An 18092-nucleotide genomic window follows, 5' to 3' on the forward strand; every position below is an offset into this window, starting at 1 on the left:
TTGTCTTCAGGAAGCTTGATTCAGGGGGTTCTTGACATCGATGAACACGTCGTCGCCGTCCAGCCGGACCGGGTACACCGGGACCGGTTCGTACGCCGGCAGGCTGGTCGGCTCACCGGTGCGCAGGTCAAACCGCGAGCCGTGCAGCCAGCACTCGATCTCGCAGCCTTCGACGTCACCCTCGGACAGCATGATCTGCGCATGCGAGCACTCGTCCCGCACCGCGAAGACCTGGCCCTCGCTCTTCACGATCGCCACCTCCACGCCGCCGACCTCGACCGGGATCACGCCTTCGTCCGGTACGTCGGCCAACGCACAGGCGCGCTCGAACGAATCGCTCATTGTGCCGCGGTGGCCTCGGTCAAAGCCGCCGTCCGGGCCAGCTTCTGCTCGATCACGTCGTGCAGGTGCTCGGCCACCTCCGGGACGCCGATCTTGCCGATGATGTCGTTGAAGAAGCCGGACACCACCAGTCGCCGGGCCTCGTCCTCATCGATGCCGCGGGCCTGCAGGTAGAACAGCTGCTCGTCGTCGAACCGCCCGGTCGCGGAGGCGTGACCCGCGCCCACGATCTCGCCGGTCTCGATCTCCAGGTTCGGCACCGAGTCGGCGCGCGCACCATCGGTGAGGATCAGGTTCCGGTTCAGCTCGAACGTGTCGGTGCCTTCCGCGGCAGCGCGGATCAGCACGTCACCAATCCAGACCGAGTGCGCGGACTCGCCGGCCAGCGCGCCCTTGTAGGTCACGTGGCTCTGGCAGTGCGGCGCCTCGTGATCGACGAACAGCCGGTGCTCCTGGTGCTGGCCCGCCTCCGCGAAGTACACCCCGAGCAACACGGCGTCGCCACCCGGTCCCGCGTACCGGACGTTCGTAGCTACCCGGACAACCTTGCCGCCTAGGGTGACGGCCACATGGTTGAGCTTGGCGTCCCGGCCGACCAGCGCGTCGTGCTGCGCCAGGTGGACGGACTCGCCGTCACCCTGCTGGATCGTCACCATCCGCAGCTCGGCGCCGTCACCGACGCTGATCTCGACATTCGTGCCGAGCTCGCCTGCGCCGGTGTGGTCGACGATCACAATGGCCCGGCTGTGCCGGCCAGCCTCGATCACCAGGTGACCGAAGCCGCGGCCGCCGAGGCTCTCGACGTTGACGTGAACCGGCTCGGACAGCTCGGCGTCAGCCGGGATCCGCACCGCGAGCGCCTTATCGGCGTGCTTCCACGCGACGGCCGCCGAACGGTCCTGCGGCTTGAGGATCTTGAATGTGTCCGCCGCGACGGGCTCGAACACGACGCCCTCGGGCGCCTGCACATCGACCTTGACGGTCTCGGTACCGGCCTCGTCGGCGAACAACGCCTTCAGCGCCTTGACCGGCGTGAAGCGCCAGTCCTCCTCGCGCCCGTTCGGCACCGCGAAGTCGGCCACGTCGTACGACGTGGTGCGCTCGCTCCGGGCCTGCAACGGCACCGGCGAACCCGGTCCGTGGGAGTGCGCCCGGTTGCCGGCGGCAACCAGGGTCTCGGTGGCGGTCATCAGCCGACGGCCCCTTCCATCTGAAGCTCGATCAGTCGGTTCAGTTCCAGCGCGTACTCCATCGGGAGTTCGCGGGCGATCGGCTCGATGAAGCCGCGGACGATCATCGCCATCGCCTCGTCCTCGGCCATGCCCCGGCTCATCAGGTAGAAGAGCTGGTCGTCGCTGACCTTGGACACGGTCGCCTCGTGCCCCATCGCCACGTCGTCCTCGCGGACGTCGACGTACGGGTAGGTGTCCGATCGGCTGATGGTGTCGACCAGCAGCGCGTCACAGCGCACCGTGGACTTGCTGTGATGCGAACCCGGCGCCACCTCGACCAGCCCCCGGTACGACGTCCGGCCACCGCCGCGGGCGACCGACTTGGAGATGATCGAGCTGGACGTATACGGCGCGTTGTGCACCATCTTCGAGCCTGCGTCCTGGTGCTGGCCCTCGCCGGCGAACGCGACCGACAGGGTCTCGCCCTTGGCGTGCTCACCCATCAGGTAGACGGAGGGGTACTTCATGGTCACCTTCGAACCGATGTTGCCGTCGATCCACTCCATCGTCGCGCCGGCCTCGCAGGTGGCGCGCTTGGTGACCAGGTTGTAGACGTTGTTCGACCAGTTCTGGATCGTCGTGTAGCGGCAGCGGGCGCCCTTCTTCACGATGATCTCGACCACCGCGGAGTGCAGCGAGTCCGACTTGTAGATCGGCGCAGTGCAGCCCTCGACGTAGTGCACGTAGGCGTCCTCGTCGACGATGATCAGGGTCCGCTCGAACTGGCCCATGTTCTCGGTGTTGATCCGGAAGTAGGCCTGCAGCGGGATGTCCACCTTGACGCCCTTGGGCACATAGATGAACGAGCCGCCGGACCAGACCGCCGTGTTGAGCGAGGCGAACTTGTTGTCGCCGACCGGGATCACTGAGCCGAAGTACTCCTTGAACAGATCCGGGTGCTCGCGCAGGCCGGTATCGGTGTCCAGGAAGATGACGCCCTGCGCCTCCAGGTCCTCGCGGATCTGGTGGTAGACGACCTCGGACTCGTACTGAGCGGCGACACCCGCGACCAGCCGCTGCTTCTCCGCCTCCGGGATACCGAGCTTGTCGTAGGTGTTCTTGATGTCCGCGGGCAGCTCGTCCCAGCTCGTGGCCTGCTTCTCGGTGGAGCGGACGAAGTACTTGATGTTGTCGAAGTCGATCCCCGACAGGTCGGCACCCCAGGACGGCATCGGCTTGCGGTCGAACAGCTTCAGGCCCTTCAGCCGCAGGTCCAGCATCCACTCCGGCTCGTTCTTCAGCGTCGAGATACCCCGCACCACATCGGTGCTGAGCCCGCGCTTCGCGACGGAACCGGCAGCGTCACTGTCGGACCAGCCGAACTTGTACGTGCCGAGGCCTTCGAGCTCGGGGTGAGCGGTTTGCGTCATCGTGCAGTCCTCGCAGATTCGCCGTCGGATACAGGGGTAACTGGCGTGTGGCCAGGAATGTGCGTCGTGCAGACACCGTCGCCGTGGGCGATGGTGGCCAATCTCTGGACGTGCTTGCCGAGCACCCGGGCGAACACCTCGGTTTCGGCCTCGCACAACTGGGGGAACTGCTCGGCCACGTGCGCGACCGGGCAGTGGTGCTGGCACAGCTGCTCGCCGGTACCGGCTTGCTGGGTGGAAGCGGCGTACCCGTCCGTGGTCAACGCCTGGGCGAGTGCCTCTGCCTTCTTACCCTCGGGTGCCGCGTCCACGAGCGCCCGGTACCGCTCCTCCACCTCGGCGATGCGGCGCCGGGCGAAGTCCGCCACGGCCTGCTCCCCGCCGGCCTCGGCAATGAAGCGCAACGCCGTGGTCGCCAGGGCGTCGTACGCCTGGTGGAACGCGTGCCGGCCGGTGTCGGTCAGCACGAAGACCTTGGCCGGGCGGCCGCGGCCGCGCGGGCCGTAGACCCGCTCTTCGCGCGCTTCGACCAGCCCCTCGTCCAGCAGGTGGTCAAGGTGCCGGCGGACCGCCGCCGGGGTCAGCTCAAGCCGCTCAGCGAGCACCGCCGCACTGGACGGGCCGTTGGTCAGAATCGAGCGGGCTACCCGGTCCCGGGTGGACTCGTCCCGCGCGACATGGGCACCCGTAGGCACCCGATCGGTCGACGCAGGAGTTTTCACAACATCAGTGTCGCGTAATTCACCGAGGCCTTCAAATAAGGCTCACCTAACCCGACAATCGCTTTCCGCGCCGTCCCCGCCTGAACCCGAGCGGGACCGTGAGCAGCGTCACGTCGGGTCCGTTCGTAGACTGCTCCCGTGCCAGTCGCGGTGGAGATCGACAACCTCGTCGTGCGGTACGGCGAGAAGGCCGCGGTCGACGGGCTGAGTCTCACCGTAACCGGCGGAACAGTGACGTCCGTGCTCGGCCCCAACGGAGCCGGCAAGACCACCACCGTCGAGAGCTGCGAAGGCTTCCGCCGGCCGGATTCCGGACGGGTCCGGGTGCTCGGGCTCGACCCGGTCGCGGACCACGAGCGGCTGATGCCCAGGATCGGGGTGATGCTGCAGGAGGGCGGAGCCTGGTCGGGGGTCCGCGCGCTGGAGATGTTGCGCTACGTGGCGACACTGCACGCGCACCCACTGGATCTGCCGGGCCTGATCGACCGGCTCGATCTGGGCAGCTGCGGGCGGACGCCGTACCGGCGGTTGTCGGGTGGGCAGAAGCAGCGGCTGTCGTTCGCGCTGGCGATCGTCGGTCGGCCGGAGATCGCGTTCCTGGACGAGCCGACCACCGGGCTGGACCCGCACGGCCGGCGGGAGATCTGGCAGCTGATCCGCGACCTGCGCGACGACGGCGTCACCGTGGTGCTGACCACGCACGGGATGGACGAGGCCGAACAGCTCTCCGACCAGGTGTTCGTGGTCTCGGCCGGCAAGGTGATCGCGGCCGGCAGCCCCGACGTACTCACCGAGCACGGCACCAAGTCGCTCGAGGATGTCTACCTTGCGCTGACGGCGCCCCCCGCCCGGGAGACCAGATGAGTACGACGTACGCCCCGCAGCCGGGATCGGCGCCGTGGCCACGGAAGGTGCTCGCGCACGCCCGGATGGAATTCCGTCTCCTGCTGCGGAACGGCGAACAGCTCCTCCTTGCCCTGGTGATCCCGCTCGGGCTGCTGTTGTTGCTGGGCGGGACCGGTCTGGGCGATCGGCTGCCGCTGGGTGACGGGCCGGCCGTGGATCTGGCGGTTCCGCGGGTGCTGGCGCTGGCGATCCTGTCGACCTCGTTCACGTCGCTCGCGATTGCGACCGGGTTCGAGCGGCGGTACGGCGTGATCAAGCGGCTGGGCGCGTCACCGTTGTCCCGGACCGGGCTGCTCGCCGGGAAGATCGGCTCGGTGCTCGCGATCCAGTTGATCCAGCTGGCCGTGCTGATCGGCACGGGGTTCGCGCTGGGCTGGGATCCGGCCGGCGGCTTCGACACGGTCTTCGGCGTGATCCTGATGGTGGTGTGCGGGACCGCGGCGTTCGCCTCGCTCGGGTTGCTGATGGCCGGCGTACTACGCGCCGAGGCGACGCTGGCCGCCGCGAACCTCTTGTACCTGTTGCTGTTGGTCGGCGGCGCGATCATGACTCCGGTCGAGGAGTACCCCGACGGCCTGCAAGGCGTCGTACGGCTGCTGCCCAGTGCGGCGTTGGCGAACGGACTGGCGAACGCGACCCTGGAGGGCGTCGTACCGTGGGCGGCCGCGCTGTCCCTGGCGCTGTGGGCGGGCGTGCTCGGCTACCTGGTCTCCCGGACCTTCCGATGGGACTGAGCGAGGCCTTCTTTAGAGTGTGCCGGTGATGACCACCGAAACTCCGCCCCACGAGACCGAACCCGTCACCGGATTCTGGCGACTGGTGCCCGAACCGAGCCTGGACGTGGTTCGGCGCTGGGGCTGGGCGTCCGTGGTGGCGAACATCGCCATCGTGGTGACCGGTGGGCTGGTCCGGCTGACGGGGTCAGGCCTGGGTTGCCCGACCTGGCCGCAGTGCACCGATTCGTCGTACGTGCCGCACAGCGAGCTCGGGATCCACGGCGCGATCGAGTTCGGCAACCGGATGCTCGGGTTCGTGGTCGCGGTGATCGCGATCGGCACCTGGCTCGCGGTGATGCGCTACCGGCCGGTGCGCCGGGACCTGCGCCGACTCGCGACCGCGGCCGCGCTCGGCGTACCGCTGCAGGCCGTGATCGGCGGAGTCAGCGTGCTGACCGGCCTGAACCCGTGGATCGTTTCGGCACACTTCCTGGTGTCACCGGTCATCATCACGCTGACCGTGGCGATGATGCGGCGGTCCCGGACCAGCCCTTATCCACACACTCCCCCGGTGGTCCGCGCGCTGGCAACCGCTTCGGTGGTAGCCGTTTGGCTTGCCGTTGCCCTCGGCACCCTTGTCACCGGGGCCGGGCCGCACTCGGGTGATCCGGACACCGGGCGGAACGGATTCGACGAGACGGTGATCAGTCAGCTGCACGCGGATGTGGTGTTCGCGCTGCTCGGAGTGACGATCGCCCTGGTGATCGCGACCCGGGTGACGGCGACCTCGCGCACGCTGCGGAAGCTGGCCGCGTGGTTGCTGGCGGCGGAGTTGATGCAGGGCGTGGTGGGCTTCACGCAGTACTTCACCGGGCTCCCCTGGGTGCTGGTGCTGATCCACATGTTCTTCGCCGCGGTACTGATCGCGCTCGTCACCGCCGTGTACGGCGAACGCGGCACGCCCGCAACGTAGTACAGGGCAGTGAAGACCCGGGACGCCCGGCCGGGTGAGACGACCGGACGCCCCGGGTTGACCGGGTTACCTCACCAGACCCGATAGACGGCCCCTGGACCGAAGATCGGCGAGGAGACGTAGATCCGACCCGACTTGCTGATCGCGGTACCGGCCGGCAGCGTCAGCTTGCCGCGGGCCAGTTCCTTCCGCGGACCGGCCTTGTGCCACTTGCCGGGCCACTGGATGATCAGCGAGCCGATCGACGATCCGCCCAGCTCCCACTTGAACCAGCTCTCCCGAGCCAGCTGAACCACGGCAAGCGTGCCCCGCGGACCACCCGCGAGGTCGACGATCGAGGTGTACCCGTCGGCGTACCGCTGGCAGTTGCCCTTGTGTGGCTTGACCGGATCACAGACCGCGCCGTACGAGCCCGGCTTGATCCGCCAGATCTGGGACTTGCCGGGTGTCGCCGGGAATCCCCGGAGTTCGCCGACGTACCAGTACCCGTCCGACCCGACCGTCACCGACGTGGCGACCGCCTCGCTCGGGATCGGCGTACCGGCAGGCGGCAGGTCGGTCGGGTTGCCCTCGGGATCCGTGGCGGGCAGACCCGGCGGCACCGGGACCACTCGCGGCTTCAACTTGGCGACCGTCTTGATGTAGCCGTTCGGCCAGACCCGGAGCAGGTCGTTGCCCGCCGCGTCGGCTACCAGGACGGTGCCATCCTTCAGTGCGGCGACGCCGAACGGGTTGGTCTCCTCGGCGGCTCCGTCTACGTTGTACGGATCCGGATGCGTCAGCTGGTACTTGCCGATGTCGGCGATCGCCAGCGGCGACTTACCCGGCCGCAACTTGTACAGCGTCGCGCCCCCCGGCATCGGAGGCGCTCCCGGCTCCCCGCCGGCCCCTGTCAGGGCGTATGTGTTTCCCCACTTGTCGGTGTCGATCGCCGGCGCGAACCCGCCCGGCACCTGCCCGAGCTTCCGGATCTTCTTCCCGTTGGCCCAAGCCTCGTACACCGACCCGTCACCGACGCTGTAGATGATCTTGCCGCCATGCGTCGCGACCCCACGCGGCGAGTCGAGCCCAGTGATCACCGGCTTCAACCCGCCATGGTGCTTCCCCGTCGCCTCGGCCTGCCCGGCTACCAATACGGAACCGACCAGTGCCACAGCGGAAACCGCGGCCAGACGTGCTTTTACCCCCACTGCTCCCCCTTGATTCAGTGCTCCCCAACGTCTCCCCAGCGTGGAGTTCTCCCCACAGACCACCCATGTCAACACCCCCACGCCCCCAGGTCAACGCCTCACTCCCCACCCGATGACCCCGGCAACGTTCCGCACCCAAACCCCTACCCCCCGCACACTTTCCCCCACCCCACCACCCTCGTTGCCCCCAGCAACCACCCACCACATCCACAGCACGGTGAGAATTCGCCAACATACGGCAACTGGTTACCACCCAAGGGCCACCAACCGGCCATTACACGGCTGGCGGGTTGTTGCACAGACCAACAACGGGTGGTGTCGCCACATCCCGGGACCTTGAACAACAACCCGGGACCTTGAACAACAACCCGGGACCTTGAACAACAACCCGGGACCGTGAACTGGCTATTACATGTTCAAGCCCCCCACTTCTTGACCGAGGTCCCCAGCGACGGCCCCCGACCCGGCCAGATCCCCGCTTACCACCGACTGTTCGCCCCGACCCGGCCCCGACCCCGTTCACCACCAACTGTTCGACCGAACACGGTCGCCACACCTCCCGGCGGCTCCGACCCCCGTTCACCGCGAACTGTTCGACCGAACACGGTCGCCATACCTTCCGGCGGCTCCGCGATAGCTGCGTCCTTCCCCTGGTCGGGGTGGTGTGTGTCAAGTGTCGAAGATCCCGAAGGGACGCCGAAGGCGCACTTGACGCACGCCACCCCGACCAGCACCCTCAAGCAGCCGGAGACGCCAACCACACCAGCCCCACCCCCGAACCACGCGCATCGCGTGCCGAGCGCAACCACCCGCACCCGTCCCGCGCAACCACACCAGCCGTCACCCCCGAACCACCCGAGCCCGGCGAACCACCCGAACCCCACGATGCGGGTCGGCGTACCGGCGGGCCCGGCTCAGTGCAGGAGCGGGTCGATCGCGGCCGCGATGAACAGCAGCGCCAGGTAGATGTTCGAGAAGTGGAACAACCGCATCGGCCGCAGCGCCGCGCCGTCGGCTCCCGTATGCGCGCGGGCCAACAACGCCCAAGCCTCCCGCAGGAACACGACCCCAAGCACAACCGCCGCCAGCGGATACACAAACCCCGTACCCCCAACCGGCCACAACGCCACGGACGTGATCACCATGACAACGCTGTACGCAAAGATCTGCCGCGCCGTAGCAACCGGCGTGGCCACAACCGGCAGCATCGGTACGTCGACTGACGCGTAGTCCTCGCGGTACCGCATCGCCAGCGACCACGTATGCGGCGGCGTCCAGAAGAACACCACCAGGAACAACACAATCGGCGTCCAGGCCAGCTCCCCCGTCACCGCCGTCCACCCGATCAACGTCGGGAAGCACCCAGCGATCCCACCCCAGACGATGTTCTGCACCGTCCGCCGCTTCAGCACCATCGTGTAGCCGAAGACATAGAACAGATTCGCCGCCAGCGCCAACCCCGACGAGAGCCAGTTGACGAACAACCCCAGCTCAATCGTCGCCAACACCCCGAGCACAACACCGAACACCGTCGCCGACCGCGGACTCACCGCATGCCTCGGCAGCGGCCGGCGCCGCGTCCGCCGCATCTGCTCGTCGATATCGCGATCAAGCACACAGTTGATCGTGTTCGCACTACCGGACGCCAAAATCCCGCCGACCAGCGTCGCGGCGACCACACCCAGCCCGGGCACTCCCCCGGCGGCCAGGAACATCACCGGCACGGTCGTGATCAGCAGGAGTTCGATGATGCGCGGCTTGGTCAGACCGACGTACGCCTTGATCACGTCGCGTACCGACGGACCGGACGCCTCGCGGGGAGCCGGGTCGGTCGGCAGCGGCGCCGGGTACGACGTCGTCGCGGCTGCACGCGGGTCGACGGCCGTCACGAACACCTCGAACTCAGTGGGTTGACGCCGGTCACCGGCGCTGACGATTCGACAGTCTACGACGCCCCGTAGGAGGGTTCTCGCAGCCCCCCATGCGCGTCCCGCACCCCACCCGGCGGGCAGTCCGACGGGCAACCGTGCCGCCCCGGTAACGCAGCCGTCGGACGGCGGTAATCAACCCATGGGATAAGAGGCATGCGACCACGGCGAAAGGGCACCCGTGTGACGTGCAAGACGTCGGGAACAACGACGCAACCATCCAGGTTTCGAGGTATGGAAGGCAGCGAACGGCCAGGCGAGTAGGCTCGCTCACGGTGACGCGCGGGGGCGCGACCGGCGCGGGATTCCGCCGGCCGGCCGGGCCTCGTACGCCGACCAGACGGAGTGTTTCGCAGCCATCGAGAGGAGCGCCGCCGGCGTGACGGAGAAGACCAGCCCCAAGCTTGAATGGACCGAGCTCGACAAGCGCGCGGTCGACACCGTGCGGGTCCTCGCGATGGACGCGGTGGAGAAGGTCGGCAACGGCCACCCCGGTACGGCGATGAGCCTGGCGCCGGCAGCGTACCTGCTGTTCCAGAAGGTGATGCGGCACAACCCGGCCGACCCGGACTGGGCCGGTCGCGACCGGTTCGTGCTGTCCGCCGGGCACTCCAGCCTGACCCTCTACATCCAGCTCTATCTGGCCGGTTTCGGCCTGGAGCTCGACGACCTCAAGGCGCTGCGCACCTGGGGCAGCGCGACCCCCGGCCACCCCGAGCACGGCCACACCAAGGGCGTCGAGACGACCACCGGCCCCCTCGGCCAAGGCGTCGGCAACGCGGTCGGGATGGCGATGGCCAGCCGTCGCGAGCGCGGCCTGTTCGAGCCCGAGGCCGCCGCGGGCGTGGGGGTCTTCGACCACCAGATCTACGTGATCGCGTCCGACGGCGACCTGGAGGAGGGCGTCTCCGGTGAGGCGTCATCATTGGCCGGCCACCAGCAGCTCGGCAACCTCACGCTGATCTACGACGACAACAAGATCTCCATCGAGGACGACACCGCGGTCGCGTTCTCCGAGGACGTCTCCGCCCGCTACGCGGCGTACGGGTGGCACGTCCAGGACGTTGACTGGACAGGAGGCGGCACGGGGTACGACGAAGACGTGCAGGCCCTGTACGACGCCATCAAGGCGGCCGAGGTGGTCACCGACAAGCCGAGCTTCATCCGGCTGCGGACCATCATCGGCTGGCCGGCGCCGACCAAGCAGAACACCGGCAAGATCCACGGCTCGGCGATCGGCGCCGACGAGGTGGCCGCGACCAAGAAGCTCATCGGATTCGACCCGGAGCAGACGTTCGAGGTCGCCGACGAGGTGATCGAGCACGCCCGCAAGGCGCTCGAGCGCGGCAAGGCCCTGCAGGACGAGTGGAACACCAAGTACGACGCCTGGCGCACGGCCGCGCCGGAGCGGGCAGAGCTGTTCGACCGGCTGGGCAAGCGCGACCTGCCGGCCGGCTGGAAGGACGCGCTGCCGAGCTGGGACGCCGACGCCAAGGGTGTCGCCACCCGGTCCGCATCGGGCGAGGTGCTGACCAAGCTGGCGCCCGAGCTGCCCGAGCTGTGGGGCGGTTCGGCCGACCTCGCCGGTTCGAACAACACCACCCCGAAGGGTGAGCCGTCGTTCATCCCGGCCGAGCACTCGACCAAGGAGTTCCAGGGCAACGAGTACGGCCGCGTCCTGCACTTCGGCATCCGCGAGCACGCGATGGGCTCGGTGCTGAACGGCATCGCGCTGCACGGCGGCACCCGGCCGTACGGCGGAACCTTCCTGGTCTTCAGCGACTACATGCGCCCGGCGGTCCGGCTGGCCGCGCTGATGAAGCTGCCGGTCACCTACGTCTGGACGCACGACTCGATCGGCCTCGGCGAGGACGGCCCGACCCACCAGCCGATCGAGCACCTGGCCGCACTGCGGGCGATCCCGGGCCTGGACGTGGTCCGCCCCGGCGACGCGAACGAGACCGCCGCCGCGTGGGCCGCGATCCTCGAGCACACCGACCGTCCGGCCGGTCTGGCGCTGACCCGGCAGAACGTGCCGACCTTCCCGCGCGGCACCGACGGGTTCGCCACCACGGAGAACGTGAAGAAGGGCGGCTACACGCTGCTCGACACCGACGGCACGCCGGACGTGGTCCTGATCGGCACCGGCTCGGAGCTGCAGCTGGCCGTCGAGGCGCGGAACACGCTGGCCGACGAGGGCATCAAGGCCCGGGTCGTGTCGATGGTCTCCCGCGAGTGGTTCGACGAGCAGGACGACGCGTACCGGGACTCGGTCATCCCGCCGCAGGTCCGGGCCCGGGTCTCGGTCGAGGCCGGGGTGTCCCTCGGTTGGCGCGAGATCGTCGGCGACGCCGGTCGCAGCGTGAGCCTCGAGCACTTCGGCGCGTCCGCGGCGTACCAGACCCTGTACAAGGAGTTCGGCATCACCGCCGAGGCCGTCGTACAGGCCGCCAAGGACAGCATCGCCGCAGCCGCCGAGCTCGGTGGCTCCGGGACCCCGGCCGGCCGGCATGCGGCCGGTGGGGTCGGACCCGCTGACTGACACCACCTACAACAGAACATTTCGGAGGGCTTCGGACATGAACGATCGCTTGAAAGCACTCGCCGACGCGGGTGTCTCCATCTGGCTCGACGACCTCTCCCGGCAGCGGCTCAGCAGCGGCAGCCTGGCGGAGTTGATCCATGACCAGCACGTCGTCGGGGTGACCACCAACCCGACGATCTTCGCCAAGGCGATCTCCGACGCGGACGCGTACGCCGAGCAGGTGGCCCGGCTGGCCGCCGACGGGGTCTCCACCGACCAGGCGATCCGGGTGATCACCACCGACGACGTCCGGGCCGCCGCCGATCTGTTCAAGCCCGTGTACGACGACACCGAGGGCGTGGACGGCCGGGTCTCGATCGAGGTCGAGCCCGGTCTGGCCCGGGAGACCGAGAAGACGATCGCCCAGGCCAAGGAGCTGTGGGAGGCCGTCGGCCGGGAGAACGTGTTCGTCAAGATCCCGGCCACCAAGGAAGGCCTGCCGGCGATCACCGAGACCCTTGCCGCCGGCATCAGCGTGAACGTGACGCTGATCTTCTCCCTGGACCGGTACAAGGCCGTCGCGGACGCGTTCCTCAGCGGTCTGGAGAAGGCGCTCGACAACGGTCACGACGTGACCAAGCTGGGCAGCGTCGCCTCCTTCTTCGTCAGCCGGGTGGACACCGAGATCGACAAACGATTGGACGCTTTCATCGGCACCGCCTCCGAAGACACAGCGAAAGCCCTGAAGGGCAAGGCCGCGATCGCCAACGCCCGTCTCGCGTTCGAGGCGTACGAGGAGATCTTCTCGTCCGATCGCTGGCGCGAGATCGAGACCGCCGGGGGCAAGCCGCAGCGCCCGCTGTGGGCATCCACCGGCGTCAAGGATCCGGCGTACCCGGCCACCATGTACGTCGACGAGCTGGTCACCAACGGCGTCGTCAACACGATGCCAGAGGCAACCATCAAGGCGGTCGCCGAGCAGGGTGAGGTCACCGGCGACACGGTCCGCAACACGTACGACGAGGCCCGCAAGCTCTTCGCGGACCTGGAGGCGCTCGGCGTCTCGTACGACGAGGTCGTGCAGGTGCTCGAGGACGAGGGCGTCAGCAAGTTCGACGTGTCCTGGTCCGAGCTGCAGGACACCGTCACCTCGGCACTGAAGGCGGCCGCCAAGTGAGCACTCCGGCAGTCAGCACGCAGAACGGCGACTGGACCGAGGTGATCGACCGGCTGGTGTCGGAGAAGATCGCCTCCCGGATCGCCGGGAAGGACGCCACCATCTGGGGTCCCGAGGCCGAGGCGGAGTCGTCGATCCGGCTCAGCTGGGTCGACCTGTACGAGTCCTCGCGGCCGCTGCTGGCCGAGATCGAGGCGTTGCAGGCGGATCTGCGGGCCGAGGGCCTGGACCGGATCGTGCTGGCCGGGATGGGTGGTTCGTCGCTCGCGCCCGAGGTGATCACCCGGACGGCCGGCGTGGAGCTCGTCGTGCTCGACTCGACCAACCCCAGCGTGATCGCGCGGGCTCTGGCCGGTGACCTGCAGCGCACCGTCCTGGTGGTCTCCAGCAAGTCCGGTGGCACGGTCGAGACCGACAGCCAGCGGCGTACGTTCATCAAGGCGTTCACCGACGCCGGGATCGACGCGGCCAGCCGGATCATCGTCGTGACCGACCCGGGCTCGCCGTTCGAGAAGCTCGCGGCGGACGAGGGCTACTGCAAGACGTTCCTGGCCGATCCGCATGTCGGCGGCCGGTACAGCGCGCTCACCGCCTTCGGTCTGGTCCCCTCGGCGCTCGCCGGGGCGGATGTGGCCGAGCTGCTGGACCAGGCAGCCGAGGCCGCTCCCGCGCTCGTGGCCGACTCGGCCGACAACCCGGCGCTCGTGCTGGGTGCCGTGCTGGCCGGTACGCCGGGCCGGGACAAGGCGATCGTGGCCGCGGACGGCTCCGACATCGTCGGCTTTCCGGACTGGGCCGAGCAGCTGATCGCCGAGAGCACCGGCAAGAACGGCACGGGTGTGCTGCCGGTCGCGGTCGAGGGATTCCAAGCACCCGAGTTGCGCAGCAAGGCCGCGGACCTCGTGGACACGCTGCTCGCGGACAAGGCAGCCGGCGAGGTGCCGACCGCACTGACGTCCGGGCCGCTCGGCGGGCAGTTCCTGCTGTGGGAGACGGCGACCGCCGTAGCCGGGTACCTGCTCGGCATCAACCCGTTCGACCAGCCGGATGTGGAGAGCGCCAAGGTCGCCGCACGCGGTCTGCTCGACGCCCAGCCCGAACCGGAAGCGGCAGCCTTCACCGACGGATCCGTTGAGGTCCGCGGTTCCGAGGGACTGCTGGACGGCATCGACAGCCTTCAGGGCGCGGTGGAAACGCTGTTGGGCAAGCTCGCCGACGACGGCTACCTGGCCGTCATGGCGTACCTCGACTCCGAGCGGGACGCCGATCTGCTGGCGATCCGCCCGGCGCTGGCGATCCGGACCGGGCGTCCGGTGACATTCGGCTGGGGACCGCGGTTCCTGCACTCCACCGGGCAGTACCACAAGGGCGGCCACCCGCAGGGAGTGTTCTTGCAGATCACCACCTCGGAGACCGAGGACGTGGCCATCCCGGACCGCCCGTTCACCTTTGGCACGCTGATCTCGGCCCAAGCCGCTGGTGACGCGAACGTCCTGGCCGACCGCGGCCGCCCGGTCCTGCGTCTGCACCTGACGGACGCGGCCGCCGGCGTACGGCAATTGCTGTCTCTTCTCGACACTCACGAAACCTCGGAGGCAAGCGGCCGATGACCGCTGAACTCGAAGACGAGCCGACCGGTCCGGTGAACCCGCTGCGGGATCCGCAGGACCGGCGGCTCCCCCGGATCGCCGGGCCGTCCAGCCTGGTGATCTTCGGTGTGACCGGCGATCTGGCACGCAAGAAGTTGATGCCGGCCATCTATGACCTGGCGAACCGCGGGCTGCTGCCGCCGGGTTTCGCGCTGGTCGGGTTCGCCCGGCGCGACTACACGAACCAGGACTTCGCCCAGATCGTGCACGACTCCGTCAAGGAGCACGCGCGGACGCCCTTTCGCGAAGAGGTCTGGGCCCAGCTGGCCGAGGGGTTCCGGTTCGTCCCCGGTGACCTGACCGACGACGAGGCGTTCAAGCGGCTGCGGGAGACCGTCGACGAGCTGGACGTGACCCGGGGTACCGGTGGCAACCACGCGTTCTACCTGTCCATCCCGCCGGGCCTGTTCCCGCAGGTCGTGCAGCAGCTGTCCGAGCACGGGCTGACCGAGGAGAAGCCGGGCTCGTGGCGGCGGGTGGTGATCGAGAAGCCGTTCGGTCACGACCTGAAGAGCGCGCGGGAGCTGAACCGCGTCGTCGAGTCGGTGTTCCCGCCCGAGGCGGTCTTCCGGATCGACCACTATCTGGGCAAGGAGACCGTCCAGAACATGCTCGCGTTGCGGTTCGCCAACGCGATGTTCGAGCCGGTCTGGAACAGCCACTACGTCGACCACGTGCAGATCACCATGGCCGAGGACATCGGCATCGGCGGCCGGGCCGGGTACTACGACGGCATCGGCGCGGCCCGGGACGTGATCCAGAACCACCTGCTCCAGCTGCTCGCGCTGACCGCGATGGAGGAGCCGGTCAGCTTCGATGCGTGGTCGCTGCGGCAGGAGAAGAAGAAGGTGCTGGCGGCCGTGAAGCTGCCGGGCCGGCTCGACCTGCACTCCGCCCGCGGTCAGTACGCCGCCGGCTGGGCGGGCGGCTCCAAGGTGAAGGGCTACCTGCAGGAGGACGGCATTCCGCAGTCCTCCGCGACCGAAACCTTCGCGGCGCTGCGGGTGGACGTGGACACGCGCCGCTGGGCGGGGGTGCCGTTCTACCTGCGCACCGGCAAACGGCTCGGCCGCCGGGTGACCGAGGTGGCCGTGATGTTCAAGCGGGCGCCGCATCTGCCGTTCACCAAGACCGAGACCGAAGAGCTCGGCCAGAACGCGCTGGTGATGCGGATCCAGCCGGACGAGGGCATCACCATGCGGTTCGGCGCCAAGGTGCCCGGCACGATGATGGAGATCCGGGACGTGAACATGGACTTCGCGTATGGCGGGTCGTTCACGGAGTCGTCCCCCGAGGCGTACGAACGGCTCATCCTCGACGTACTGCTTGGTGATCCGCCGTTGTTCCCGCAGCACACCGAAGTGGAGCTGGGCTGGAAGATCCTCGACCCGGTGATCGAGTACTGGGCCGAGCACGGCAAGCCGGACCAGTACGCCTCCGGCGGCTGGGGCCCGGACTCCGCGCACGAGATGCTCGCCCGCGACGGACGCGCCTGGAGGCGGCCATGATCATCGACCTGACCGGTACCACGTCGAGCGAGATCGCGTCGGCGCTGCTCCGGGCCCGCCGCAACGCGGGCTCACCGGCCATGGGCATGGTCGGCACCATCGTGGTGGTCGTCGACGAGGCGTCCCACCACGACGCGATGAAGGCCGCGAACGAGGCCGGCAAGGAACACCCGTCCCGCGTCCTCGTCGCGATCCTCCGCCCGGGCCGGGGTACGCCGGGTCTGGATGCAGAGGTCCGTGTCGGTGAGGGAATCCCGGGTGAGGCGGTGCTGCTGCGGCTGCACGGCGAGCTCGCCAAGGTGCCTGAATCCGTTGTCCTGCCGCTGTTGCTGCCCGACTCCCCCGTCGTCGTCTGGTGGCCGGGTGGTGGGCCGAAGGTTCCCGCCGAGGACCCGCTCGGCAAGCTCGGCCGTCGCCGGGTCTCCGACGCGGCCGCCACCCGGCGTGCCTCGGTGGATTTCGCTGCCCGCGCCGCGGGATACCTCCCGGGCGACACCGACTTCGCGTGGACCCGGTTGACGCCATGGCGTGCGCTGCTCGCCGCAGCGCTGGATCAGTACCCCGTGAAGGTCACCGGTGCGGAAGTGGTTTCGGCCAAGGGCAACCCGAGTGCCGACCTGCTCGCGTCCTGGCTGCAGGACCGGCTGCAAGTCGCGGTCGAGGAGAGGAACTCGCGCGGCCCGGGGATCACCGCCGTACGGCTGTTCACGCCGGAGGGACCGATCGCGCTGACCCGGCCGGACGGGTCGGTGGCGACGTTCAGCATCCCGGGGCAGCCGGATCGGCCGGTCGCGCTGAAGCGCCGGGTGACGTCCGAGCTGCTGAGCGAGGAGTTGCGCCGGCTCGATCCGGATGACGTGTACGCGCGGACGCTGGCGTGCATGGTCGAGCGGGAGAGCATGCCGGCCGAGGCGAAGAAGGTCAGCCCGGTCAACCGCCGTACGACGAAGGCCGCCACCTCGGCAAAGAAGCCGAGTGCGGCTGCTCAGTCGGCTCGGAAGTCTGTGGCCAAGAAACCGGCTGCCGGGGAGACCAACACTCGGAAGGCTCCAGCAAAAGCCGTCACGAAGAAGTCGACGGCCAAGAAGAGTGCGGGCAAGAGGGTGGCCGGGCGGTCATGACGGCACCTTCGATCCTGATCAACCGGGACGCCGAAGGGCTGGCGCATGCGGTTGCGGCGCGCTTCATCACCCGGTTGGTCGACGTCCAGAGCACCGGCAAGGTCGCGCAGGTCGTGCTGACCGGCGGCCGGGTCGCGGCGGCCGTGTACCGGGCCGTCGCGGAGTCCCCGGCCCGGAGTGCGATCGACTGGCAGCGGGTTGAGTTCTGGTGGGGTGACGAACGCTTCCTGCCGGACGGCGATCCGGAGCGCAACGAGACGCAGGCGCGGGACGCGTTGCTCTCGCACGTCGACGTGGCCCCGGCCCGGGTACACCCGATGGCGGCCGACTCCGGTCAAGGCCCCGAGACGGCTGCCGCGGCGTACGCCGAAGAACTCGCGGCGGCGGCCGGCCCCGACGATAGCGACGGCGTGCCGACGTTCGACGTACTGATGTTGGGTGTCGGTCCGGATGGACATGTCGCGTCGTTGTTCCCCGAGCACCCGGAGCTGGGGGTGCTCGACCGGGCCGCTGTGGCGGTACACGATTCGCCGAAGCCGCCACCGACCCGCGTCTCGCTGACGTTCCCAGCGCTTGGGCGGTCGGAAGAGGTGTGGTTCGTGGTCTCCGGCGACGACAAGGCAAAGGCGGTCAGCCTCGCCCTGACCGGCGCCGACCTCCCAGCCGCCACGCCCAAGGGCCTCACCCGCACCCTCTGGCTGCTCGACGAAGCCGCGGCCACGGAGATTTTCTGA

The 18092-nt window shown here is 68.8% G+C and carries 15 protein-coding genes; 9 read left to right on the top strand and 6 right to left on the bottom strand.

Translation table 11 applies throughout. The features are described from left to right. Positions 1-6 precede the first annotated feature (6 nt). From EV643_RS18250 to EV643_RS18265, 4 genes are read right to left on the bottom strand one after another with little or no spacing between them, the layout of a single operon-like run. Positions 7-342, bottom strand: coding sequence for a non-heme iron oxygenase ferredoxin subunit (locus EV643_RS18250; RefSeq protein WP_133801286.1), 336 nt, complete (start codon positions 340-342; stop codon positions 7-9). Next, positions 339-1532 carry a Fe-S cluster assembly protein SufD gene (gene sufD, locus EV643_RS18255; RefSeq protein ID WP_133801287.1) on the bottom strand — a complete coding sequence of 398 codons (1194 nt, stop codon included), beginning with the start codon at positions 1530-1532 and terminating at the stop codon, positions 339-341. The genes EV643_RS18250 and sufD overlap by 4 nt, the downstream gene beginning before the upstream one ends. Continuing rightward, positions 1532-2944: a Fe-S cluster assembly protein SufB gene (gene sufB / locus EV643_RS18260; RefSeq protein WP_133801288.1), complete on the bottom strand. Its 1413-nt coding sequence runs from the start codon at positions 2942-2944 to the stop codon at positions 1532-1534. The genes sufD and sufB overlap by 1 nt, the downstream gene beginning before the upstream one ends. Further along, a complete protein-coding gene (locus EV643_RS18265; RefSeq protein ID WP_238165654.1) occupies positions 2941-3666 on the bottom strand; it encodes a helix-turn-helix transcriptional regulator in 726 nt (241 codons plus the stop codon). The genes sufB and EV643_RS18265 overlap by 4 nt, the downstream gene beginning before the upstream one ends. 150 nt (positions 3667-3816) lie before the next feature. Between EV643_RS18265 and EV643_RS18270 the strand changes: the two genes are divergently transcribed. From EV643_RS18270 to EV643_RS18280, 3 genes are read left to right on the top strand one after another with little or no spacing between them, the layout of a single operon-like run. Beyond that, on the top strand, positions 3817-4530 hold the full coding sequence (locus EV643_RS18270) for an ABC transporter ATP-binding protein (RefSeq protein WP_133801497.1): 714 nt from the start codon (positions 3817-3819) through the stop codon (positions 4528-4530). Continuing rightward, positions 4527-5306: an ABC transporter permease gene (locus EV643_RS18275; RefSeq protein ID WP_133801289.1), complete on the top strand. Its 780-nt coding sequence runs from the start codon at positions 4527-4529 to the stop codon at positions 5304-5306. The genes EV643_RS18270 and EV643_RS18275 overlap by 4 nt, the downstream gene beginning before the upstream one ends. Before the next feature lie 28 nt (positions 5307-5334). Further along, the gene (locus EV643_RS18280) at positions 5335-6261 is read left to right on the top strand and encodes a COX15/CtaA family protein (protein WP_133801498.1); all 927 of its coding nucleotides are present in this window, start codon (positions 5335-5337) and stop codon (positions 6259-6261) included. Between the two features lie 71 nt (positions 6262-6332). On the opposite strand, the gene EV643_RS18285 is transcribed toward EV643_RS18280, so the two are convergent. Both EV643_RS18285 and EV643_RS18295 read right to left on the bottom strand, forming a co-directional pair. Beyond that, complete coding sequence (locus EV643_RS18285) at positions 6333-7415, bottom strand: ScyD/ScyE family protein (RefSeq protein ID WP_166665484.1); 1083 nt, start codon at positions 7413-7415, stop codon at positions 6333-6335. Between the two features lie 950 nt (positions 7416-8365). Continuing rightward, positions 8366-9340 (bottom strand): heme o synthase, encoded by a 975-nt coding sequence (locus EV643_RS18295; protein ID WP_370452304.1) that lies wholly within the window; start codon positions 9338-9340, stop codon positions 8366-8368. A gap of 418 nt (positions 9341-9758) precedes the next feature. Here EV643_RS18295 and tkt point away from each other — a divergent pair, with 418 nt between their 5' ends. Genes tkt through pgl form a run of 6 tightly spaced genes read left to right on the top strand, consistent with a single transcriptional unit; the run spans position 9759 to position 18092 of the window. After that, the gene (gene tkt, locus EV643_RS18300; protein ID WP_133801293.1) at positions 9759-11921 is read left to right on the top strand and encodes a transketolase; all 2163 of its coding nucleotides are present in this window, start codon (positions 9759-9761) and stop codon (positions 11919-11921) included. Positions 11922-11958: 37 nt separating this feature from the next. Next, positions 11959-13080, top strand: coding sequence for a transaldolase (tal, locus tag EV643_RS18305; RefSeq protein WP_133801294.1), 1122 nt, complete (start codon positions 11959-11961; stop codon positions 13078-13080). Next, a complete protein-coding gene (locus EV643_RS18310; protein WP_133801295.1) occupies positions 13077-14690 on the top strand; it encodes a phosphoglucose isomerase-related protein in 1614 nt (537 codons plus the stop codon). The genes tal and EV643_RS18310 overlap by 4 nt, the downstream gene beginning before the upstream one ends. After that, the gene (gene zwf / locus EV643_RS18315) at positions 14687-16237 is read left to right on the top strand and encodes a glucose-6-phosphate dehydrogenase (RefSeq protein ID WP_133801296.1); all 1551 of its coding nucleotides are present in this window, start codon (positions 14687-14689) and stop codon (positions 16235-16237) included. The genes EV643_RS18310 and zwf overlap by 4 nt, the downstream gene beginning before the upstream one ends. Next, positions 16234-17358 carry a glucose-6-phosphate dehydrogenase assembly protein OpcA gene (locus EV643_RS18320; RefSeq protein ID WP_133801297.1) on the top strand — a complete coding sequence of 375 codons (1125 nt, stop codon included), beginning with the start codon at positions 16234-16236 and terminating at the stop codon, positions 17356-17358. The genes zwf and EV643_RS18320 overlap by 4 nt, the downstream gene beginning before the upstream one ends. Continuing rightward, positions 17355-18092: a 6-phosphogluconolactonase gene (gene pgl, locus EV643_RS18325; RefSeq protein ID WP_133801298.1), complete on the top strand. Its 738-nt coding sequence runs from the start codon at positions 17355-17357 to the stop codon at positions 18090-18092. Before EV643_RS18320 ends, pgl begins: the two co-directional genes overlap by 4 nt.

Source organism: Kribbella caucasensis, from assembly GCF_004361855.1.
GTDB classification, from domain to species: Bacteria; Actinomycetota; Actinomycetes; order Propionibacteriales; family Kribbellaceae; genus Kribbella; species Kribbella caucasensis.

What these genes read in the sequence shown, in the direction of transcription:
- zwf (WP_133801296.1), top strand. Translation starts at nt 14,687, where the DNA reads ATGACCGCTGAACTCGAAGACGAGCCGACCGGTCCGGTGAACCCGCTG.
- EV643_RS18320 (WP_133801297.1), top strand. Translation starts at nt 16,234, where the DNA reads ATGATCATCGACCTGACCGGTACCACGTCGAGCGAGATCGCGTCGGCG.
- EV643_RS18275 (WP_133801289.1), top strand. Translation starts at nt 4,527, where the DNA reads ATGAGTACGACGTACGCCCCGCAGCCGGGATCGGCGCCGTGGCCACGG.
- sufB (WP_133801288.1), bottom strand. Translation starts at nt 2,944, where the DNA reads ATGACGCAAACCGCTCACCCCGAGCTCGAAGGCCTCGGCACGTACAAG.
- EV643_RS18280 (WP_133801498.1), top strand. Translation starts at nt 5,335, where the DNA reads ATGACCACCGAAACTCCGCCCCACGAGACCGAACCCGTCACCGGATTC.
- pgl (WP_133801298.1), top strand. Translation starts at nt 17,355, where the DNA reads ATGACGGCACCTTCGATCCTGATCAACCGGGACGCCGAAGGGCTGGCG.
- EV643_RS18250 (WP_133801286.1), bottom strand. Translation starts at nt 342, where the DNA reads ATGAGCGATTCGTTCGAGCGCGCCTGTGCGTTGGCCGACGTACCGGAC.
- sufD (WP_133801287.1), bottom strand. Translation starts at nt 1,532, where the DNA reads ATGACCGCCACCGAGACCCTGGTTGCCGCCGGCAACCGGGCGCACTCC.
- tal (WP_133801294.1), top strand. Translation starts at nt 11,959, where the DNA reads ATGAACGATCGCTTGAAAGCACTCGCCGACGCGGGTGTCTCCATCTGG.